Raw genomic sequence first — 23,114 nt, forward strand, 5'->3', positions numbered from 1 at the left:
ATGTTTAGGACAGCTTAGGTACGATCCAATAAGGAGATGATATCGGTCCATGAAGGCAAAAGTCGAGAAAATATACCCATTATCCCCGATGCAAAAAGGAATGCTGTTTCATGCGCTCGAAAATCCGTCTGAAGATGCCTATTTTGAACAAACGGTACTGGATATACGCGGGGAGATTGATCCCGAAATTCTGGAGCAAAGCTTCAATCAGCTGCTTGAACGACATGAAATATTGAGAGCCTCGGTTCATACCAAATTGGAGGAACCCGTTCATGTTGTTCTTGCGAGGCGGACGATCGGGTTTACCTTTCATGATCTGAGGGGCAGGTCAGACGATGAAGTCGCTGCCTTAATGCAAGATTTTATGGAGAAAGATCGTGCAAAAGGGTTTAATTTGTCCAAGGATAACCTGCTTCGAATCGCTCTTGTTTGTAATGGTGAACAGCATTTCCAGATGATCTGGACGTTTCACCATATGATACTGGATGGCTGGAGCATGGGCATTCTCTTCAATGAATTGCTGGATATATATGCTGATAGATCCAATGGCCTACCGTCTAAAATGGCAGATACCCGTCCTTATAGCAATTACATGAAGTGGCTCCAGCAGCAGGAACAGGAATCGGGCCTTGGGTACTGGGAGCATTATCTGTCAGGATACAGTGAGAAGACCGGCTTGCCTTCGATAAACCGATCAACAAGTGAGATTTCGTTCTCCAGAAGAGAGAAGAAAATAGAGTTTTCTCAAGCTCTCACCACAAAAATGAAAGAGATGGCGCAGAAACATGCCGTGACACTCCACACCGTCATTCAAGCGATATGGGGGTTTCTGCTCGCCAAATATAATGATAACGAAGATGCTGTCTTTGGGACCGTTGTATCCGGGAGGGATGCAGCCGTTGATGGCATTGAAAATATGGTTGGTTTGTTTATCAATACCATTCCTACACGTGTTACCTTTTGTGGAGAGCAGCCATTTGTGGAGCTTATGAAAAAGATTCAGTCGGACGCATTGAACAGTCAGGCGTATCAATATTTAAGTCTGGCCGAGGTGCAGGCCCGCACTGAACTCAAACATGATCTGCTTGATCATGTCGTTGTGTTTGAGAATTATGCTCTGGATACGAGGAAGATGGCGGAGAGATCCAATCTGGGTTTTGAAATCAACGAGATCACTGGAGAAGAACGAACCAACTATCCGTTTACGATGGCTGCTGGACTTGGGGAGAAATTGACGCTGCTGCTCATTTATGATGAGCATGTCTATGAGTCGGCTCTGATGGATCAGATTGAGAAGCATATGAAAGCGATTGTCCATCAAATTACATCAGATGAGAGTATCCAGATCCAGGACATTACGCTGGTTGGAGACGCTGAATTTCCGATGCTTGAAATGGTTTCAAATGGGGCTGTGACGGATTATCCCAAATGGAAAACCATTCCTCAGCTTTTTGATGAACAAGTCCAGAAGACACCTCATGCCACCGCCCTTATTATGGATGACGTGCATATCACCTACCGTGAATTGCAGGAAAAAGCGGATCAAATGGCATCCCGGTTATACGAATTTGGGCTATCCAAGCAGGCAGTGGTAGGACTGCTGGCAGACCGCTCGATAGAGATGATTGCAAGCATACTCGGGATTCTGAAAGCAGGGGCGGCTTATCTTCCCATGGACCCGGGTTGGCCGGAAGAAAGAATAAGTCATATGCTTCAGGACAGCAGGGCTACGGTGCTCTTGACACAGCCCGAATGGATCAGCCAGGCACCGCTGAATTTTCCAATATTACCGCTGTATGTGGACTACATGGATCATATGCCTGCGGTCATGGAGATGGCGGCTGCCACACAGGTAATGGAAGTGAAACCTGACAAGGAGAGCCGCATGGATGATCTGGCCTACATGATCTACACGTCTGGCTCTACCGGATTGCCCAAAGGAGTGATGATCTCTCATGCAAACGTAATTCGGGTTGTATGTGAGACGGATTACATCGATATTTGCCCGGAAGACCGGATTTTGCAGCTTTCGAATTATGCGTTTGACGGATCTGTCTTTGATATTTTTGGCGCACTATTGAACGGAGCCAGTCTGGTTCTGCTCAAGCAGGATACGGTTCTGGACACCCAAGCGCTCGCCGAAGTTATCGTTCGTGAGAAAGTCACGGTTTCTTTCATGACGACCGCACTGTTTAATCTGCTTGTTGATCGTGAGCCGGAATGTCTCCGTGACTTCCGCAAAATATTGTTTGGGGGCGAGCGGGCATCCGTGGTCCAGGCCAGGAAAGGACTGGATATTCTCGGAGCGGATCGCCTGATTCACGTATACGGACCCACAGAAAGCACGGTTTTTGCTACAGCTTATCCCATCAGGTCCATCGAAGCAGCGGTTACCAATCTTCCCATCGGAAAACCAATTGCCAATACTTCGGTCTGGGTTATGGACCGGTACCAGAATCCCGTTCCAGCTGGTATTCCAGGAGAGTTATGTATCTCCGGAGATGGTTTGAGCTTGGGGTATTTGAATAACAAGGAACTAACCGATTCCCGATTCGTTCCACATCCCTTACTTGAGGGAACGCGGATGTATCGAACAGGTGATCGGGTACGCCGGCTCCCAAACGGAGATATTGAGTTTCTCGAACGCTTGGACCACCAGGTTAAATTGCGCGGTTACCGCATTGAGCTGGGAGAGATTGAGCATGTTCTGCTGGAGCATGAAGGGATTCGTGAAGGGGTCGTAGTGACGAGAAAAGATGCAGCCGATCAGGACATATTGATTGCATATCTAAAGGCTGATCCAGCGCTGACAATCACTGGAATTCGTACGTATGTATCGGAGCGCCTGCCGGACTACATGGTTCCTTCCTACTTTATCCTGCTCAATGAGCTTCCCTTAACAGGAAATGGGAAGGTTGATCGCAGGGCGCTGCCTGAACCGGCAGAATGCATAGAACATTTGAAGCATGACCAATATGAAGCACCAAGTACGGTGCTGGAGAATCGCATTTGCACCATATGGAAAGAAATTTTGGGAGTGCAGATTGCGGGGGTTCATGATCACTTCTTTGAGTCCGGCGGTCATTCACTCAAAGCGACAGCACTGGCATCACGAATTCACAAAGAGATTCAGGTGATGGTGCCGATCCGACAGCTTTTCCTTGCTCCAACCATCCGAGGTATTGCCAATTACATTGAATCTGCTGCCAAAGAGGACTATCTTTCCATCCAACCGGCCGAATCAAAGCCCTATTATGCACTTTCGTCTGCTCAACGCAGACTTCATATGCTGCATCAGATTTCGGATACCGGAACTTCATACAATATGCCTGCAGTGATGAGAGTATCTGGAAAACTGGACGTGGCGCGATTTGAAGAGGCATTCCGGCAATTGGTACAGAGACATGAGTCATTCAGGACGTCCTTTGTCATTGTGGATGGCGAACCCGTCCAACGGATTCATTCACATGTTCCGTTTGCTGTTGAACATATTGAAACAGGAAGCCGATCATTGGAAGAAACGCTTTCGGATCGAATTCGTCCATTTGAGCTGGACAAGGCCCCATTAATGCGGATCGAACTTGTGAAAATCAGTGAACAGGAATATGTAGTCGTGATGGACATGCATCACATTATCGCAGATGGTGTGTCAACGGGGGTACTTGTTCAGGAGTTCCATGAATTGTATGAGGGGAAATCTCTGGCTGAGCTGAAGTTACAGTACAAGGATTATTCGGAGTGGCAAAAGGATTGGTTTAACAGTGAAGGACTCAAGACACAGGAAACCTACTGGCTTAATCGATTCGAGGGAGAAATTCCGGTCCTTCAATTGCCGACAGACTGGCCAAGGCCGCAAGTATATTCTTTTAAAGGAAATCGGGTGCAATTTTCATGTGACGAACAGCTTACACGCGAACTGCATCAATTGGCCAGAGATCATGAAGCGACATTATATATGGTACTGCTGGCGGCGTATACTACTTTACTTTCCAGATATTCAGGACAAGATGACATTGTTGTGGGATCTCCGATTGCGGGGCGCAAACACGCAGATCTCCAGCAGGTGATCGGTATGTTTGTTAATACACTTGCCATGCGGAATTATCCTGTAGCAGAACGGTCCTTTAGTGAGTTCCTTGGAGAAGTGAAGGAAAATGCATTACAGGCTTATGAAAATCAGGATTATCCGCTTGATGAGCTCATCAACAAGCTTCATGTCTCAAGAGACAGAAGCAGAAACGCATTGGTGGATACGATGTTTGTGCTGCAAAATCTGGAGCTTGAGCGTACATCCGGACAACAATGGGGTGATTTACACGTTGAGCCTTATGAGACGGAGCTGCCTATTGCCAAATTTGATCTGACCCTTGCTGCGGTCGAACAGAATGGCCGCATTGAGTTTGAACTGGAATATTGTAGTGACCTGTTCTCCCTTCAAACGGTTGAAAACATGAGCCATCACTTTATTCAATTATTAAAAGGGATATTAAGCCATCCCCACGGCAAGCTGGGTGAGTTTGAAGTTGTATCTGAGGAAGAGAAGCAGATACTACAGCATGTCTATAATGATAACGCCCGCACTTATCCGCTGCACCAGCGGGTATATGATTGGATTGCGCAATATGCTGTACGGACACCTGATCAGGTTGCAGTTGTGCATGACGGCAGAAGCATGACCTATCATGAGCTGAATGAAGCGGCAGACTTACTTGCAGATCGCCTGTGTCAGCGTGGTGTAACCAGAGAAACGGTCGTTGGTATTATGATGGATCGGTCTGTAGAAATGATTGCGGGCATTCTCGGAATTATGAAATCGGGAGGGGCATATTTACCACTGGACCCGTCAACTCCGGTTGAGCGAATCCGGTACATGCTTCAGGATAGCGGAGCAGGACTGGTTGTGACTCAGAGCGATTGGATGGAGCGGCTCCGGGCTGCTGATTCCGAATGTGTACCATTCATTCTGGATGAGGCAGCATTGAAGGATTGGAATGCTGCGGCATCGCTTCAGATTCCGCCTGCGGCTGATTCGGCAGCGATGACAGCAAGTCCTGACGATTTGGCATATATCATCTACACATCAGGCTCCACAGGTCTGCCAAAGGGGGTACAGGTTGAGCATAACGCCTTAACCAACTTCTGTTGTGGATATATAGATGCTTTACAGTTAACAGAGAGAGACCGGGTGGCAAACTATCTCCAAATGACCTTTGACGCTTCGATTAGTGAAATTTTCCCTGCACTAATGTCAGGGGCTACACTTCATATCATTCCGACCGAGCTGAGATTGGATATATCGAGGCTAAATGAATACTTATCGGAGTATGGAATAACGGCTGCAACGTTCTCTTCCAAAGTATGTGAATCATTTGTTGAACTGCCAAATTCCTCTTTGCGTTTGCTAGTTTCGGGGGGAGAGCAGCTTAAACTTCATGCCCTTCCGAATTACAGGCTGATCAATGCATACGGGCCAACGGAAAATACGGTGGTTACCACTCTGCATGAAGTTGATTCCATAGACGGTGTCATTCCTATAGGGAAACCTTTCACGAATACAAGAATTTTTATTCTGAATGATCATCTTCAATTCTGTCCGACAGGTGTGACTGGGGAGATGTACATTACCGGTCAAAGTCTGGCACGGGGTTATTTAAATAATCCAGAACTGACAGCCGAGAAATTTGTAGACAACCCGCATGAGCCCGGCGGCAAAATGTACCGGACAGGTGATCTGGTACGCTGGCTGCCTGGTGGCAACCTGCAATTTATGGGGCGTACCGATCAACAGGTGAAAATCCGTGGATACCGGATTGAGCTTGGCGAGATCGAGCAACAACTGCTGAAACATCCGGCCATCCGGGAAACAGCAGTTCTGGCTCATCAGGACCCGCAGGGAAATGGGGCGCTGTGCGCCTATGTTGTAGCCGAAGGTGAAACAGTGTGGACAGCTGCTACTGTTCGGGACTGGCTGGAAGCGGAACTGCCGGATTATATGATCCCGGCCTATGTGGTGCAGCTGGAGCAGCTGCCGCTGACGTCCCATGGCAAGCTGGACCGCAAGGCGTTGCCAGAGCCGGACCACCATCTGCCTGCCGGGCCGGAGACGGAAGCACCGCGCAGCGAGGTGGAGCGCATACTGGTGGACGTTTGGCGTGATGTACTGAATATGGAGGAGCTGGGCATCAATCACCAGTTCTTTGTCTCCGGGGGGGACTCCATCAAGGCACTCCAGATCGGATCACGTCTGGCTCGGGCGGGGCTGCGGATGGAGGTTCGGGATTTGTTTGCCTATCCGAAGATTCGGGATCTCTCCCCATATGTGAAATGGGATCAGCGTGAGCGTCGGAGCCAGGAGCCTGTGGAAGGGGAAGTGCAGCTGACCCCGATTCAGCAGTGGTTTTTTGCGAACAATACAGCGGAACGAAACCACTTCACCCAGTCCTTTATGCTGCACCGGGCGGCCGGATTCAAGCTAGGCGTGCTGGAACAGGTGCTGGACCGATTGCTGGAGCATCATGATGCGCTGCGGATGAGGTATGAGGTGCAAGCGGATGGCAGCATCCGCCAAATCAACTGTCCAGCGCACACGGGAGAGCGGATGTATACCCTGCATCGGTTTGATATCCGGGGCTGGGATGAACCGGAGCGTCAGGTCTATGAGGCGGCTACCCGGGTGCAGCAGGCATGTAACCTGGAAGAGGGCAAGCTGGTGCAGGTCGGGTGGTTTGAAGCCGAGGACGGTGACCATCTGCTGCTGGCGATTCATCACCTGGTCGTGGACGGGGTATCCTGGCGAATCCTGTTGGAGGATATGGAAGTGCTGTATCAGCAGGCGGAGCGGGGAGAAGCGCTGGATGCGGACGAGAAGACGGACTCTTACCAACGCTTCGCAGAAGCCGTGCAGGAGTACGCGAACAGCCCACAGGCTACGAAGGAGCGAGCCTACTGGAGCAGGCTTGCCGCGGAGGGAGCTGGACTGAACCTGGGAGAACGGGAGGAAGCGGCAGGGCCGGATCGATTTGCGGACAGCCAAACCCTGCAAAGCACTCTGAGTGCGGAAGTCACCCAGCAGTTGCTGCGTGGGAGCAACCGGGCTTACCAGACGGAGATCAATGATCTGCTGCTCAGTGCGCTGTACCTTGCGGTGCGGAAGCTGACAGGCGAGCTGAAGCTGAAAGTGAACCTGGAAGGCCATGGCCGGGAAAATGTGCTGGAGGGGATCGATGTCAGTCGCACCGTGGGCTGGTTTACGACGCTGTACCCGGTTCTGTTGGAGGGAGAAGCGGAGGACGAACTTTCGACCACCATCAAACGGGTGAAAGAGGGATTAAGGAAGGTACCGCATAAAGGCTTTAGCTATGGAGCGCTGAAATATGTGGCCCGGATGCCAGAGCTGCAGACGGAGCGTCCAGCATCCATTTCGTTTAACTATCTCGGTGAAATGGACGGAGGCATGATTGGGGAAGCCATGTTCCGGGAGTCCCGTTTCTCCACGGGACAAACGATTGGTAGCCATATCGCCCGAAATAACCCGATTGAACTGAACACCTTCGTATCTGGTGGGAAGTTACATCTCAACGTAACAGCAAACCAAACTGCGGTGGACATGCCGCTTGTAAGTCGATTTGCAGAGACGTTTTTGGAGCAATTAACGGAAATTGTAGACCATTGCTTATGTCAGCGTGAAACGACATATACGCCTTCCGACTATGGTGATCCAAGTCTGGCACTGGAGGAGCTGGATCTTATCAGATCTGCCTGTCCGGGCGTGATCATTGAACGGATTTATCCGTTAACCAATATGCAGCAAGGCATGCTCTTTCACGCAATGGAAGATGAGACATCAGCTGCGTATTTTCAGCAAACGGTCATGGAGATTCGCGGGGAAGTGAACCCGGATTACTTGCAATCCAGTTTCAATGAGCTCATGAACAGACATGAGGCATTGAGAGCTTCATTTATGCATCATGATTTGGAAGAACCGAGACAGGTCATTATGCAAAACCTCACCATTGAATTTGAATTTCAAGACTGGACAGCTTTGGAAGCACATCATTCAGCAGCTCAGTTGGAAACTTTTACTCAGCAGGATAAGGCTCGCAGTTTCCGTTTGGATACACAGCCACTTATGCGTGCAGCTCTTTTTCGCACCACAGATCAATCCTACACCCTTGTATGGAGCCATCATCATATTTTGCTGGATGGATGGTGTCTGGGAATTATATTATCGGAGCTGTTCCAGATCTATAAGGCCAAACTTGAGAATAAGGCGCACAACCTGAAGGACCCGAAACGATATCATCATTACATTGAATGGCTCATTCGTCAGGACAAGGATGAGGCCCAAGCATATTGGAGACGTTATCTAGAAAATTATGATACGCAGTCGAGTGTTCCAGGGTTACTTCTTACAGAGCATGATGTTCCATATTTGCGAAAAGAACAGATGATATCTTTGGGTCAGGAGGTAACCCATCAATTAAATGAAATAGGTGTTCGTTATGGTGTGACGTTGAATACCGTCATTCAATGTATCTGGGGTCTGGTGCTGGCCAGATACAATGATACGGAGGACGTCATATTTGGAACCGTAGTCTCTGGCAGAGAAGCGCCAGTTGAAGGCATAGAAGAGATGATAGGGTTGTTCATCAATACGATTCCTGTTCGGATTGGTTATCCGCATCAAAAGCATTTTGGCGATGTACTTCAGGCCGTTCAGAAACAAGCCGTTGAAAGTCAGCGATTCAATTATTTGAATCTGGCTGAGGTTCAGGCATTGAGTGATCTCAACAAGGAATTAATGGATCACGTCTTTGTATTTGAGAACTATGCCCTGGATCATGGAGCTGTTCATCAATCCAGCACGGGGGTTGGTTTTGAAATCACCGGACTGCATGCGGAGGAACAGAGCAACTACGGATTCCTGATTTCGGCAACACCTGGTGACAGCCTGACCCTTGTGATTACGTATGATGGTAATAAATATGATTCATCCATTATCGAGCATATGGATCAACATTTTAGGAGTGTGGCAGAACAAGTTACTTCAGCTGATCATCAGCAGCTTGCTGACATTCAACTTGTAGGTGGTGCAGAGCGTGAGGTGCTTCTGAATTCTTTCAATAACTCTGATGCGGATTACCCGCGAAATATGACCATTCATGAGCTGTTCCAGCAGCAAGTTAGACGTACGCCTGATCGAATTGCTGTCCGGGATGAGCATCGTCACATGACGTACATGGAGCTGAATAAGCGTTCCAATCAACTGGCCCGTACGTTGTTATCTCTTACAGGAGGAACAGAGCAATTTATTGGAATTATGGCGGATCGGTCAGTCGATATGATCGTTGGTATCATGGCAGTGTTAAAAGCGGGAGCTGCATATATACCTGTTGATCCCACCTATCCCGATGACCGTATTAGCTATATGCTGGAGGATTCGGGCATCCACCTGCTGATGGTCTCTGAAAAAGGAATGGATCGCGGACTTCACCGGGGTTTATGCGTTGTATTGGAGGAAGAGAACTCGTATCACCTGAATGCAGGAAATCTGGAGACATCCGTTCAATCCCATGACCTCGCCTATGTCATTTATACCTCAGGTACAACCGGGAATCCGAAGGGAACATTGATTGAACATAAAAATGTCGTGCGTTTGTTGATCAATGACCGTAATTGTTTTGATTTCAGCGAGAACGATGTATGGACGATGTTCCATTCCTTCTGTTTTGATTTCTCGGTGTGGGAGATGTATGGAGCGCTGTTGTACGGGGGGACATTACTTATTGTTCCACATCTGGTCGCCCAACAGCCTGGAGAATTCCTGCAATGGTTAATCCGTGAAAAGGTAACTATTCTGAATCAGACGCCATCTTACTTCTACCGATTGATGCATGAGGAGGCAAAACGTCCGAGGAAGGAATTGAGTTTGCGAAAAGTCATTTTTGGTGGAGAAGCGTTAAGTCCGTCTTTATTGGCAAAATGGTACAAGCGTTATCCGTCTACAAAGTTAATTAATATGTACGGCATTACAGAGACTACGGTTCATGTTACCTACAAGGAGATTACGTTGTCTGATATAGAAATGGGCAGAAGTAATATAGGTCAGCCCATCCCTACACTCAGGGCATATGTACTGAACCAGTATCGTCAATTGCAGCCTGTAGGATGTGCAGGTGAGCTATATGTTGCAGGAGAAGGGCTAGCCAGAGGATACCTCAATCGATCCAGTCTTACGGAAGAACGATTTGTCGAAGATCCGTTCTATCCTGGTGAGAAAATGTATCGTTCAGGCGACTTGGCCAGATGGCGTGCAGATGGCAACATGGAGTACTTGGGCCGGATGGATCATCAGGTCAAAATTCGGGGATATCGAATTGAATTGGGTGAAATCGAACATCAATTGCTTCAGCTTTATATCGTAAAGGATGCATTCGTTGTAGCCAGGGCGGATGAAGAGCATACACAATTTATATGTGCATATATCACCCTGAACGAGGTAGCAGATGGTGCGGTTACGCAACAGATCAGACAACAGCTGTCTCTGCAATTGCCGGATTATATGATGCCCGCCTACATTGTGAAGATGGATCAATTGCCACTAACCTCCAACGGGAAAGTGGATCGCAAAGCGCTGCCAGCCCCGGAAGCGGGCATGTCTGCACTTAGGGGTTATGAAGCTCCGGGTAGCAGGATGGAAGCGGAATTGCTTGCACTCTGGCATCAGCTTCTAAATAATGACCGTATTGGCGTAAACCACAATTTCTTTGAAGTGGGAGGACACTCGCTGAAGGCTTCGGCTCTCGTATCTCGTGTCCACAAGGCATTCGGTGTGGCCGTACCATTGAGACAAGTATTTGCAACGCCAACGGTCAGAGCCTTGTCCCAGTGGATTGAGTCTGCTCGTTCCAGCAGCTATGAGACCATAACCAAAGCGGAAACCAAGGAGTTCTACCCGCTCTCGTCCGCACAAAAAAGACTTTTTATTATGCATCAGCTGGAAGATTCGAGCCTGGCCTACAATATGCCTTATGCTATGAAAATATCTGGCAATCTGGATGTACGCCAATTGGAAAGAGCTTTTCAGGATCTGATCAAGCGTCATGAATCGTTCAGGACCTCCTTCCATATGGTTGATGGACAGCCTGTTCAACGAATTGATCAACAGGTGGAATTCAGGATCACCTCTCGCAAGCTGGATGAACAGACTTTAGAAGCGTGGCAGGCGGGATTTGTACGTCCATTCAATCTGACTCAGGCTCCGTTGCTGCGGGTTGAACTTGTGCAGATGGGGCCTGCGGAATACAGTCTGATTATGGATATGCATCACATTATTGCGGACGGTGTATCCATGGGCGTTTTGACCAGGGAGCTGAGCGCCCTGTATGAAGGACAAACGCTTGAACCACTACAATTGCAATACAGGGATTATGCCGAGTGGCAAGCACTGTCCAGAACAACGGATGTGATTCAGGCACAGAAGGACTACTGGCTAAGGGCCTATCAAGAAGAAGTCCCGCTACTGGATATGCCAATCGATTATGCAAGACCACAACACCGCAATTATGAAGGTGAACTGTTCCCATTCGAGTTATCTGAGGGTGTGTCGCAACGGTTGTCTCAATTGGCTCATCGAGAGAGCGTAACCTTATTTATGCTTCTCCTTGCTGGCTATACAGCACTGTTACATCGATACACCGGGCAAGAAGATATCATCGTGGGGACACCGGTAGCAGGTAATTCACAGCCGGAGCTGCAAAATGTAATCGGTTTGTTCATTAATACACTGGCACTTCGGAATCGTCCGGTAGGCACGTTTACGTTCAAGGAGTATCTGAACAAGATCAAGGAGAATACACTTCAAGCCTATGAAAACCAGGATTATGCATTTGATGAACTGGTTGAACAGCTTGCCTTGACAAGAGATATGAGCAGAAGTGCCTTGTTCGATACGATGCTGGTATTCCAGAATTATGACAGTGAGGAGCTTGCAATCGAGGGTGTGCAATTCAGTTCACTTCCTCCAAGTAACATCCGATCCAAATTTGATCTCACCTTAACCGCAATGGAAGCTGAGGGCCGGATCAAATGTGTGTTTACGTACTCTACGGAGTTGTTTAAGCCTGAAACAATAAAGCGTATGGCAGGCCACTTGACTGAATTGTTGGATAATATCAGTAATGATGCCACGTTGCGGTTGCAGGATATTCAATTCATCCCATCAGAAGAGACAAAGTCCATTATGCAGCTATCCTGTGGTCAGCCTGTGCAATACAGAACAGATGCAGCCCTGATCGAACTATTTGAGGAGCAAGTAAGGAAGTCATCCGGGCAACGGGCAGTGGTGTCAGGGGAAAACGAATTATCTTACGAAGAGTTGAATCGCAGAGCTAATCAACTGGCTCGCTCGCTGAGATCAAGAGGTGCTGCACCGAATTCGGTTATCGCAGTAAGCATGAATCCATCTGTGGACTTGATTATAAGCATGCTGGCCGTTCTTAAAACGGGAGCCATCTATTTACCGATTGATCCTGAGCAGACTGTGAACAGGACCAATGTTATTTTGAATGATAGCCAGGCTATCCTTGTGTTGACGGATCATCCGTTGTCCAAGGAGTTATCTTTCAGTGGGGATGTGTGTCAGGTTAACGACAGCAGTATCGAAAGCTTTGACTACACGGATCTATCTCTGCCGATTTCGCCTGAACAGCAGGTCTATATGATCTATACTTCAGGTTCAACAGGTACTCCGAAAGGGGTAATGGTTCGCAACCGAAATATTGTTAATTACACACAATGGTTCATCCGTGAAGCGGGAGTTTCTGCGGCAGATCGAACGATGCTGATGTCTTCCAGTGCTTTTGATCTTGGATACACAGGTGTATTTTCATCCTTGTTGCAAGGCGGTGAGCTTCACGTTCCAAGCAAGGAAGACTACACCAATCCGGCTAGAGTATTACAAATGCTGACTCAACAGCGTATCACTTTCATCAAACTGACCCCTTCATTATTCAATCTGCTGCTCCATGATGCTGCATTTGCAGAATGGCAGCCTGTGCTGAGGCTGGTTGTGCTTGGTGGGGAGAAGACAAATACAACGGATGTGGAAAAGTACCTTCAAGAGTTTCCAAACAGCCGGATCATGAATCATTATGGTCCAACTGAAACGACGATTGGTGTAGTTTTTCATAACATATCGTCTGTGAATGTTCGTTCCTTTATAGATCATCCGGTTATTGGCAGACCGATTGATAACACTGTGGTATACGTGCTAGATAAGCATAACCATCTGGTGCCCCGGGGGGTATTCGGTGAAATTTGTGTTTCGGGTGAAGCAGTGTCCAGCGGGTATTTCAATCAGGTTGAAATGACCCGGGAGAAGTTTGTTGAAGATCCATTCCAGCCGGGGCAGATCATGTACAAAACAGGAGATCTTGCCCGTTGGACACATGATGATGAGCTGGAACTGGCAGGTCGGAAGGATAATCAGGTGAAAGTGCGTGGTTATCGGATTGAGCTGGATGAAATCAAAAAACAAATGCTGCTTCTGGAAGGTGTACGGGAGGCCGTTATCGTACCTGGAGCAAACCAGGAACAGGCTACCGTGCTCTGTGCCTATTTCACCGCAAACAGATCGATACCATTGGACGAAATTCGCGTTCATCTAGGTGTCGAATTGCCTGAATATATGATTCCTACGCATTTTATGCAATTGGATACCCTGCCGCTGACCGGCAATGGGAAATTGGATGTACGTGCACTTCCCGAACCGGATGCAAGCATGGGTGGAGAGATGGTCTATGAGCCCCCGAGAAACGAGGCAGAGAGCCTGCTCGTTTCCATCTGGGAAGAGGTGCTTGGCTTCAAGCCAATCGGCATCAACCATCACTTCTTTGCTTCCGGTGGTGATTCCATCAAAGCATTGCAAATTATATCCAGACTGTCCAGAGCTGGCAAAAAGCTTACCATGAAAGAGCTATTTGCTAATCCACAGATCAAGCTGCTGGGGCGTTATGTTAGAGAAGATTCCCATGTAGACCGGATGAAGCAGCGTGTGACGGGTCCGGTTGATCTTACACCCATCCAGAAGTCTTATTTCTTGCAGCATCAACGTACAGGAATGAACCACTTTAATCAGTCCTTGATGTTGTACCGCGAGGAGGGATTCAATCCAGAGATAGTCCGGCAGATCATGGAAGGGTTAATGATGCATCACGATGTCTTGCGGATGTCCTATCGTGAGGAACAAGGTAAGGTGGTGCAGACCCATCTCGATTATGAAGCAGGTCTTTTCCAGTTGGACGTACAGGACATGAACGGTCTTGATGAGCAGGAACTGTACACAAGGGTGCAGCAGGCAGCCTCCAAGATACAGGAATCCATCGAAATTTTCGAGGGACCTCTGGTGCGAGCCGTCATTTTCAGGACCGATCAGGGAGATCATCTGGTCATTGTAATCCATCATATACTGATTGATGGGGTATCTTGGAAAATTCTGTTGGAAGACTTGGCCATAGGATACCAGCAGCTTCTGGAAGGACAAGATCTTTCTTTTTATCCGGTTACAGATTCGTACCCCTTCTATGCAGCTTTCCTGAGTGACTATGCGAAGGGAGGTCGTCTCGCCAAGGAGCGTGCGTATTGGATCAAGACGGATCAAGAAGAAGCCGGCTTTCTTCCTCGGAATGAAGTTCATCTGAACGAATATCGATACGGAGACAATCGAATGAGCAGCGTATCGCTGGACCGAGAGATGACAACTCAGCTTTTGAGAGAGACAAACCAGGCCTACTATACTGAAATTAATGACATTCTGCTGGCTGCTCTAGCTCTCTCCATCAAGGAATGTGCAGGAGCGAGCAAAGTTAAGGTAACGATGGAAGGTCACGGTCGTGAGCTTATGGGAGACGAATTGGATATCAGTCGTACGGTTGGCTGGTTTACAAGCAAATATCCAGTATGTATCGATCTCGGGAATGAGGAAGGGATTGGTACAACGATCAAGGAGGTAAAAGAGCAGCTAAGAAGGGTTCCAGCGAAAGGAATTGGTTACGGAATATTGAAATATATGACTACTGAATTGCCAAAGTTGAAAGAGCAGACACCACTCCTGTTGTTTAATTATTTGGGACAAATGGATCAGGATATCAACAGTGGTCTGTTTCGTTCGTCCTGGTTGCCAGCGGGCAATTCGGTTGGTGATGATGTCATTCGTGCCAATCCAATGGAAGTTATTGCCTATGTGGCTGAAGGTCAATTGATGATTAACATCACCTATAACCACAAGTTGTTTGATAACTCCATCGTAGAGAACTTTGCGACATCCTACCAAAAAATGCTCCAGTTGATCATTGAACATTGTGTGCAGCAACAGCAGGCCGAAAAAACGCCATCCGATTATGGAGATCCATATGTAACACTGCAAAATTTGAAAGTGATTACGCAAAAGTTCGGCCCAGATCGAATTGAAAAAATATATCCTTTGGCCAACATGCAGCGAGGTATGCTGTACCATGCACTTGAGAATCGCGGAGACAGGGTTTATTTTGAGCAGTTGATCATGAACATCAGAGGAAATCTTGACATTGACCGGCTTCAGGAGAGTCTGAACCTGTTGATGCAACGTCACGAAATGCTTCGTGCGTCCATTGAGTACCAAGTTACAGAAGAGCCGCGGAATATTATTTGTCAAAAACGAGAAGTTGCTTTTGTATACCGGGATCTTCGAGGTTTGCCAGAACAGGACAGAGGCGCTCGTGTATTGTCAATTGCTAGGGAGGACAAAAGAAAAGGCTTTGATCTTGGAAAAGATACACTGGTTCGATTTGAATTGTTGCAGACCAATGAGGAGCAATACTCGTTAATCTGGAGTAACCATCATATCTTGCTTGATGGCTGGGCAAGAGGCATCATTCTTGCAGAGCTGGTCCATCTCTATGAATGCAAACGTACTGGGAAAAACATTCAGCTCCACGAGCCTGTACCTTACAGTGAATATGTGGAATGGTTGCAGGCGTTGAACAAGGATGAAGCCATCTCGTACTGGAAGAATGTTCTGGGCGGATATGAGAACAAGGTTCAGTTGCCAGCAGGAATTTCTCGTTCATTGAACGATGGGGTCACTCCACAGGAGCATCAATTCCGCATTTCCAGACAGCTCACGAAGCAAATGAATGACCTTGCCAACCGGAACCATGTCACATTTTATACGGTTATGCAGTGTGTCTGGGGAATCATGCTTGCCAAGTACAACGATACTTCGGATGTCGTATTTGGAACGGTGGTATCCGGGAGAGAAGCGCAGGTAAGAGGGATCGAAAACATGGTTGGTTTATTTATCAACACCATTCCTGCACGGATTCAATGGGATGAGGGACATACCTTCAAACAACTGGTTGGAGATATGCAGGCCTTATCGATTGAAGGGAGTCAGCATCACCATCTGGGTCTGGCTGAAATTGCGTCTTTGAGCAGTCTAAAAAGAGATTTGATCGATCATATTATGGTTTTTGAAAATTACTCGGTGGATTCAAGTCTCGTTGAACAAGGCTCGAATGATATTGGGTTTGTCATTGAGGACGTCCATAGTCAGGAACAGACGAATTATGGATTCAATCTCATTGCAATACCTGGTGAAGAGCTTGTAATCAAGTTTGCTTATGATTCGGGCAAATATGATGAAGCCCTGATGAAAGTCATGGAAGACCATATGCTTACGCTGTTGAATCAAATCGTGACAGATGAAAACTTGCGGGTTGATGAGATTCAAATCATGACCAAACAAGAGCAAATCATCCTGTTGGATCAGTACAACGATACCGCATCAGCCTATCCAAAGGGCAAAATGATGCATCAGTTGGTCAGTGAACAAGTCCTCAAAACCCCTGAACATGTCGCCGTAGCGTTGGGCTCAGATGTGCTGACCTACAGACAGCTTGAAATAAAATCGAATCAGTTGGCAAGACATTTAAAGGCTATCCATGTTGGTCCAGGTTCCATGGTTGGTATTATGGTTGAACGCTCACCCGAGATGATTGTTGGCATTCTGGCTATTATGAAGGCGGGCGGAGCGTATGTGCCCATTGACCCGGAATATCCCGCAGAACGGATTGCATTTATTCTGGAGGATAGCGGTTCATCGATCATATTGGAAAGGGAAGAAGGCCATACCGGGTCGTGCAGAACATCCGTAGCGATTGATGCGGATTATAGCCATTATTCAGCAGAACCATTGGAGCAGCATGCTGGACCAGAGGATGTAGCGTATATGATCTATACCTCAGGATCGACCGGGAAACCAAAAGGCACAATGATTCCGCACAGCGGTCTGATCAACTATATTTTCTGGGCGAAGGACGTTTATTTGCAGAATCGGGAGCTTGATTTTGCCCTGTACTCCTCGTTTGCGTTTGATTTGACGATCACTTCGATCTTTACACCGTTGGTTACTGGAAATAAAATAGTGGTATATCCAACCAGCGGAGATGAACCGGTGATCCTGAATGTATTCAGGGATCGGCAAGCAGGCGTGGTTAAATTGACACCATCACATCTGAATCTGATTAAGGATATGGACAACACTCGATCTAGTATCAAGTGCCTGATTGTAGGCGGTGAGGACCTGAAATCGGAATTGGCTCGGGAAGTATATGAGAGTTTTGGAGGCAAGGTTCAGATCTTTAATGAATACGGGCCAACGGAAACGGTTGTAGGCTGCATGATCCATCCGTACAATCCCGAGACGGACACGAGAATCTCAGTACCTATTGGGAAACCTGCTGCAAATGTGCAGTTATATGTGCTGAATAAACATCAGCAACTGCTTCCGGCTGGTTCGCCAGGGGAACTATACATTGGAGGTGACGGAGTATCCCGAGGATACTTCGGACGTCCGGAACTAACGATGCAGAAGTTTGTACCCAATCCGTTCAAAGAAGGGACTACCCTATACCGGACAGGTGATCTGGTGCAATGGTTGCCAAATGGAGACATGGAGTTCCTCGGTCGAATTGATCATCAGGTGAAAATTAGAGGCTACCGTATTGAGCCGGGAGAAATTGAGTATCGTTTGCTGCAACAACCGGAAGTTAAGGATGCAATTGTGACCTCGCGGCAAGATGATGCTCAGCAAAGCTATCTCTGTGCGTACATCGTACCTGTGGACCTGAGTAAAAAGATGGACATCGTTCAACTGAAACAGGGATTGCTTGACGAGCTTCCTGCATATATGATACCTGCATTCTTTGTTGTGATGGATCAGCTTCCATTGACGGTGAACGGAAAAGTGGACTTGAAGGCATTGCCTGAGCCCGAGGGCAGTGTGACAGCTCTGCAATCCTACACACCACCGGAAACGGAACTGGAACGACAGATGACAGATATTTGGGAGGACGTTCTTCCAGTGAAGCCGATTAGCATACATGCAAATCTGTTTGAGCTGGGTGCGAATTCGTTAAATGTGATGTCTTTTGTATCCCGATTGTACAGTCTGTTGAATTTTAGAATCCCGTTTAAGGATATTTTTGAAAAACCGACCATTGCTGATCTGGCGGCCTTTGTTGAGAAAGCCAAAGATCTGCTGGAGGACTACACCGAAGATTGCATGCAGCTAACCCGGACAAGTGAGGAAAATCGGATCGTTTTCTGTTTTCCTCCCGCTGCTTCCATGGGGATTGCCTACATGACACTTGCTCAGCATCTGGACTCGTTCGGAGTTTACAGCTTTAATTTCATCACTTCAGAAGATCGGATTGCTCGTTACGCTCAAATGATGATTGATATTCAAAAGGAGGGCCCATTCACGCTGATGGGTTACTCCTCGGGTGGAGTGCTGGCCTTCGATGTAGCCAAAGAGCTTAACCGCAGAGGATATGAAGTGCGTGACCTGATTATACTGGACTCAAAATACCGAACAGAAGTGGAAGAGCATCGTCTGACTGAAGAAGAGATTAGGCAGGAGATTCAGCAAAAGTTCAACATGAGTCAATATCAGGACCTTGAGAAATTGGCGAATGACTATTTGCTGGAGCTGATTACGAAGTCTTACCTGTATGTTCATGAAGCCATAACCTTTGGTACGATTGATGGTAACATCAGTTATGTGACTTCAGGACTTTTGGATGCCAATGCTTCGATTGCATTGTGGGCCCAATCCACCACAGGACAATTCAGACAAGTGAAAGGTTACGGCAAACATATGGAGATGATTGACAAAAATTATCCGGAGATTGTGAAACAGAATGCAACGCTCATCAACGAACTCTTGCTGACAAGCACTAAATAATATTTCAAGGTTGGCGTTTCGTGAGTCAGAAACGCCAACCTTTTTTTTAGAAAGAAGGTTGAAATCATGCAAAATATTCGTGTACTCATTGCTGATGACGATAAGGAGATTCGAGACCTGATCCGAAAATACCTGGAGCGGGAGATGTATACCGTAGATACTGCCGCAGATGGTGAACAAGCGCTGCAGCTGTTTCAACAGCACAAATATAATATGGTCATTCTTGACCTGATGATGCCTCAGATGGACGGTACGGAGGCTTGTCGAAGAATTCGCAGTATCAGTAATGTACCCATCATGATGGTGACAGCCAAAGACCACGAAACAGATAAAATTATAGGTCTTGGCATCGGTGCAGATGATTACATTACCAAACCATTTAGCATTCATGAACTGGTTGCTAGAATTAAGGCACTCATGCGTAGATTTATGGTTCTTGGGACGGAGGTTCCTGACCATAGTGAGGTCATTCGCTTCAAAGGATTGATGATGAATTTGAAAACATACACAGTTGATGTCCAGGGAAAAGAGACCGATCTGACTGGCAAAGAAACGGAATTGCTCAAATTTATGATGTCCAATCCTGGCCAGGTGTTCACCAAAGCCCAATTATTCAGGAATGTATGGGATAATGGGTATTTGGATGATGACAATACCGTCATGGTACATATCCGAAAGCTACGAATGAAGATTGAATCCGATCCTTCGAATCCACAGTTTATAAAAACCGTTTGGGGTATCGGTTATAAATTTGTAGGTGAACGGGATGAATAGAGATGCCATCTTGATTTTATCCGGTCTACAGTTGATCATCGGAGCTGGGGCTCTTGCTCTGGAATACTACACGAGCTTGACGCATGGTTCACGAATGTGGTTGTTTGCAGCGTTTGTTTTCACCAGCATCTGGGTACTCGTTAATCAATATCAGATTCGAAGCAAGCAGCAATCGATTGCTTCTGAACTGCATCGGGCGGTCAATGGAGAAGGAAAAAGAAGAATATTAAGCAAAGGGAATGTACTGCTGGATGAGATCGTTTTTGCAGCAAATGACCTGATGGAGCAGCTTGAAGGCGTAAAGATCGAGGCCCAGCGCTCTCAGGCAGTAAGAAAGAGTCTGCTTTCCAGCATTTCTCATGATATTCGCACACCTCTGACTTCGATGATTGGTTATGTGGATGCGCTCAAGGATGACATTGCTTCTACAGAAGAAGAGAGAAGAGACTATATGGATATTTTGTCGCGAAAATCGAAGGACTTGAAAAAAATGATAGATGAGATGTTCACCATGGCCAAACTGGATGCAGACGAGATGCCCATGCAGGCTGAGCCGTTGGATCTGGCCGAATTGACCAGGGAGATTTTGATTGAATTTATACCCAGTCTCAAAAAAGCAGAAATGGATCTAAAGATTCAGATCCCGGATTATCCTTGTTTCGTTATGGCAGACAGGTTGAGTATCAATCGCCTCATCAGTAATCTGATTCAAAATTCTATCCAGTATGGACATGAAGGGGGCGTTCTGGGAATTGAGATAACATGTTATCATCTTAATTTCCAATTAACCGTATGGGATCAGGGACCAGGGATATCAGAGAAAGAGCTAAATCTAGTGTTTGAACGTATGTATCGCAGTGACCACTCACGTAGCCCTGTCTTTGGGGCAAGCGGGCTTGGGCTTTCAATTGCCCGGACATTGGCTGAGAAAAATGAGGGGTATTTGAAGGCAGAGAGCAAACCTGGCGTGAAAACATCCTTTATATTCACAATCCCCAAGTATAAGCGGCTGTCAAAGTCACAGCACAATTAAGAGATAGTTAAGATTTGGATAAGCGCTATTTAAAATCTGAAACCTAGAATGAAATTATCAGTTCTTGGAAGGAAGGTGCGCTAGACGTGAGTGTAATTATCAAAACAACAAATCTTACCAAACAATACGGGACTCAAAAATCAGTTAATTCACTGAACATGACCGTTCAACAAGGTGGGATATACGGCTTTCTTGGACGCAACGGGGCAGGGAAAACGACGACAATCCGTATGCTGCTCGGTCTAATCAAACCAACGCATGGTGAGATTGAGATATTTGGAGAGAACCTATTTACCAATCAAAAAGAAATATTAAGAAGGACCGGTTCGATTGTAGAGGTACCCGGGTTTTATGAGAATCTGACTGCCCGCGAAAATTTATCCATCAACGCTCGAATTATGGGGATATACAAAAAGAATGCCATTGAGGACTCGCTCGAAATCGTAGGTCTGCAAAATGAAACCAAAAAATTGGTTGGCAAATATTCTTTGGGAATGAAACAAAGGTTAGGCATTGCCCGAGCCCTGTTGCACTATCCAGAATTGCTGATTCTTGATGAACCTACCAATGGACTTGATCCGATTGGGATCAAAGAAATTCGCAGGCTGATTAAAAATTTGGCCACCGAGAGAAATATTACCATCTTGATCTCAAGCCATATTTTATCGGAAATTGAACAACTGGTTGATTACATGGGCATTATTCATGAAGGGAACCTGCTGGAGGAAATTTCATTTGAGCAGCTTCGGAAAAGGAACCGTAAATACACCGAATTTCAAGTTTCAGATGATAATAAGGCTGCGGTCATTCTCGACGGTTTGGATCAGGCTGAATATGAAATTCATGATGAACGCAATATCCGGGTGTATTCCCATTTGGGACAACAAGGTAAGTTAAACAGAATCTTTATGGAGAATGACATCAATGTAACCAAAATTATGGTGAGTGAGGATCGTTTGGAAGATTATTTCACCAAGCTGGTTGGAGGTGGAACCATTGGTTAATTTGCTTTACACTGAACTTCTCAAGCTGAAACGCTCCAAAATGTTTCTGCTTAGTATCATCGGAGCGGCCGTTGCCCCTTTGATGGTAGCTGCAGCCATGTTTGTGCAAATGAAAACAAAGGAGCCTTATCTTGTCGCACAATTCAGTGTGCTTATGTCCAACACAAGCATATATGCTGTACTGGTCATTGGAGTTCCGTTGTATGGTGTCATTACCGCTTATCTGTATAACAGGGAATATGCGGAGGATACAATGAAGAATCTGCTGACCATTCCAGTTTCCAGAGTCGCTCTGCTAATGTCCAAATGGATTATGTTGCTGGGATGGATTATGTTGCTTACATTATCAGCGTGGGCGCTGGCGATCATTTTTGGTTCACTGGGTCAATTTGCAGGTCTTACTCCACAGTTTGTGCTTAACTCGCTCAGCAATTATGTAGTGGCAGGACTGCTGTTGTTTCTGTTGTCGACCCCGATCATTCTGATTACGCTCGTATTAAAAAGTTTTGTGCCAGCGATTATCGTAACCATTATTATTACACTGGTGAATGTGATGCTGGCTACAAGTGAACATCGCGGACTATTTCCATGGACCGCAGCACTGGATATTGCGAATGGAACACTGGAGGCCAAATATCCTCCAGAGTATTCATATATTTCGATCGCTGCGACGTTCATCATCTGTCTTGGACTGGCCATTGGTTATTTTAAGAAAATAGATATTCATTAGATCTTGTCTTCAAACTCATCCAAACCTTCTCCGAAACATGCAAAATCCTAATCAATTCGGTCGCATATGACTGCGAAAAACATAATGGAGAAGCCCTGATCAGTATGGATCAGGGCTTTTTTTTCAATGATCAGGTTAACCCGTAGTTACGGGTTGGCCTTTTTTGTTCTCGTTTTACGATAGGGGAAGCTGGGTTGAAAAGCATAACGTCCACTGCCTGTTCCCCACTATCACTTAATGATGATATACTTACCTGATGGAATATGATATTGATTATCAATATCAATTATC

At 46.6% G+C, this 23,114-nt stretch carries 5 protein-coding genes; all 5 read left to right on the forward strand.

The features are described from left to right. The first annotated feature begins 49 nt into the window (after positions 1-49). The 5 genes from MKZ13_RS13255 (at position 50) to MKZ13_RS13275 (ending at position 22,823) form a co-directional block, all read left to right on the forward strand. On the forward strand, positions 50-19,282 hold the full coding sequence (locus tag MKZ13_RS13255) for a non-ribosomal peptide synthase/polyketide synthase (protein WP_339184552.1): 19,233 nt from the start codon (positions 50-52) through the stop codon (positions 19,280-19,282). A gap of 66 nt (positions 19,283-19,348) precedes the next feature. Next, a complete protein-coding gene (locus tag MKZ13_RS13260) occupies positions 19,349-20,056 on the forward strand; it encodes a response regulator transcription factor (protein WP_221819610.1) in 708 nt (235 codons plus the stop codon). Beyond that, positions 20,049-21,089: a HAMP domain-containing sensor histidine kinase gene (locus MKZ13_RS13265; protein ID WP_260632643.1), complete on the forward strand. Its 1,041-nt coding sequence runs from the start codon at positions 20,049-20,051 to the stop codon at positions 21,087-21,089. Before MKZ13_RS13260 ends, MKZ13_RS13265 begins: the two co-directional genes overlap by 8 nt. Positions 21,090-21,175: 86 nt before the next feature. Next, on the forward strand, positions 21,176-22,093 hold the full coding sequence (locus MKZ13_RS13270) for an ABC transporter ATP-binding protein (RefSeq protein ID WP_076214666.1): 918 nt from the start codon (positions 21,176-21,178) through the stop codon (positions 22,091-22,093). Further along, the gene (locus tag MKZ13_RS13275) at positions 22,086-22,823 is read left to right on the forward strand and encodes an ABC transporter permease (protein ID WP_076214667.1); all 738 of its coding nucleotides are present in this window, start codon (positions 22,086-22,088) and stop codon (positions 22,821-22,823) included. Before MKZ13_RS13270 ends, MKZ13_RS13275 begins: the two co-directional genes overlap by 8 nt. Positions 22,824-23,114 lie beyond the last annotated feature (291 nt).

Origin of the sequence: Paenibacillus sp. FSL R5-0701, assembly GCF_037973995.1 — a bacterium.
In the GTDB taxonomy this organism is placed as follows: Bacteria; Bacillota; Bacilli; order Paenibacillales; family Paenibacillaceae; genus Paenibacillus.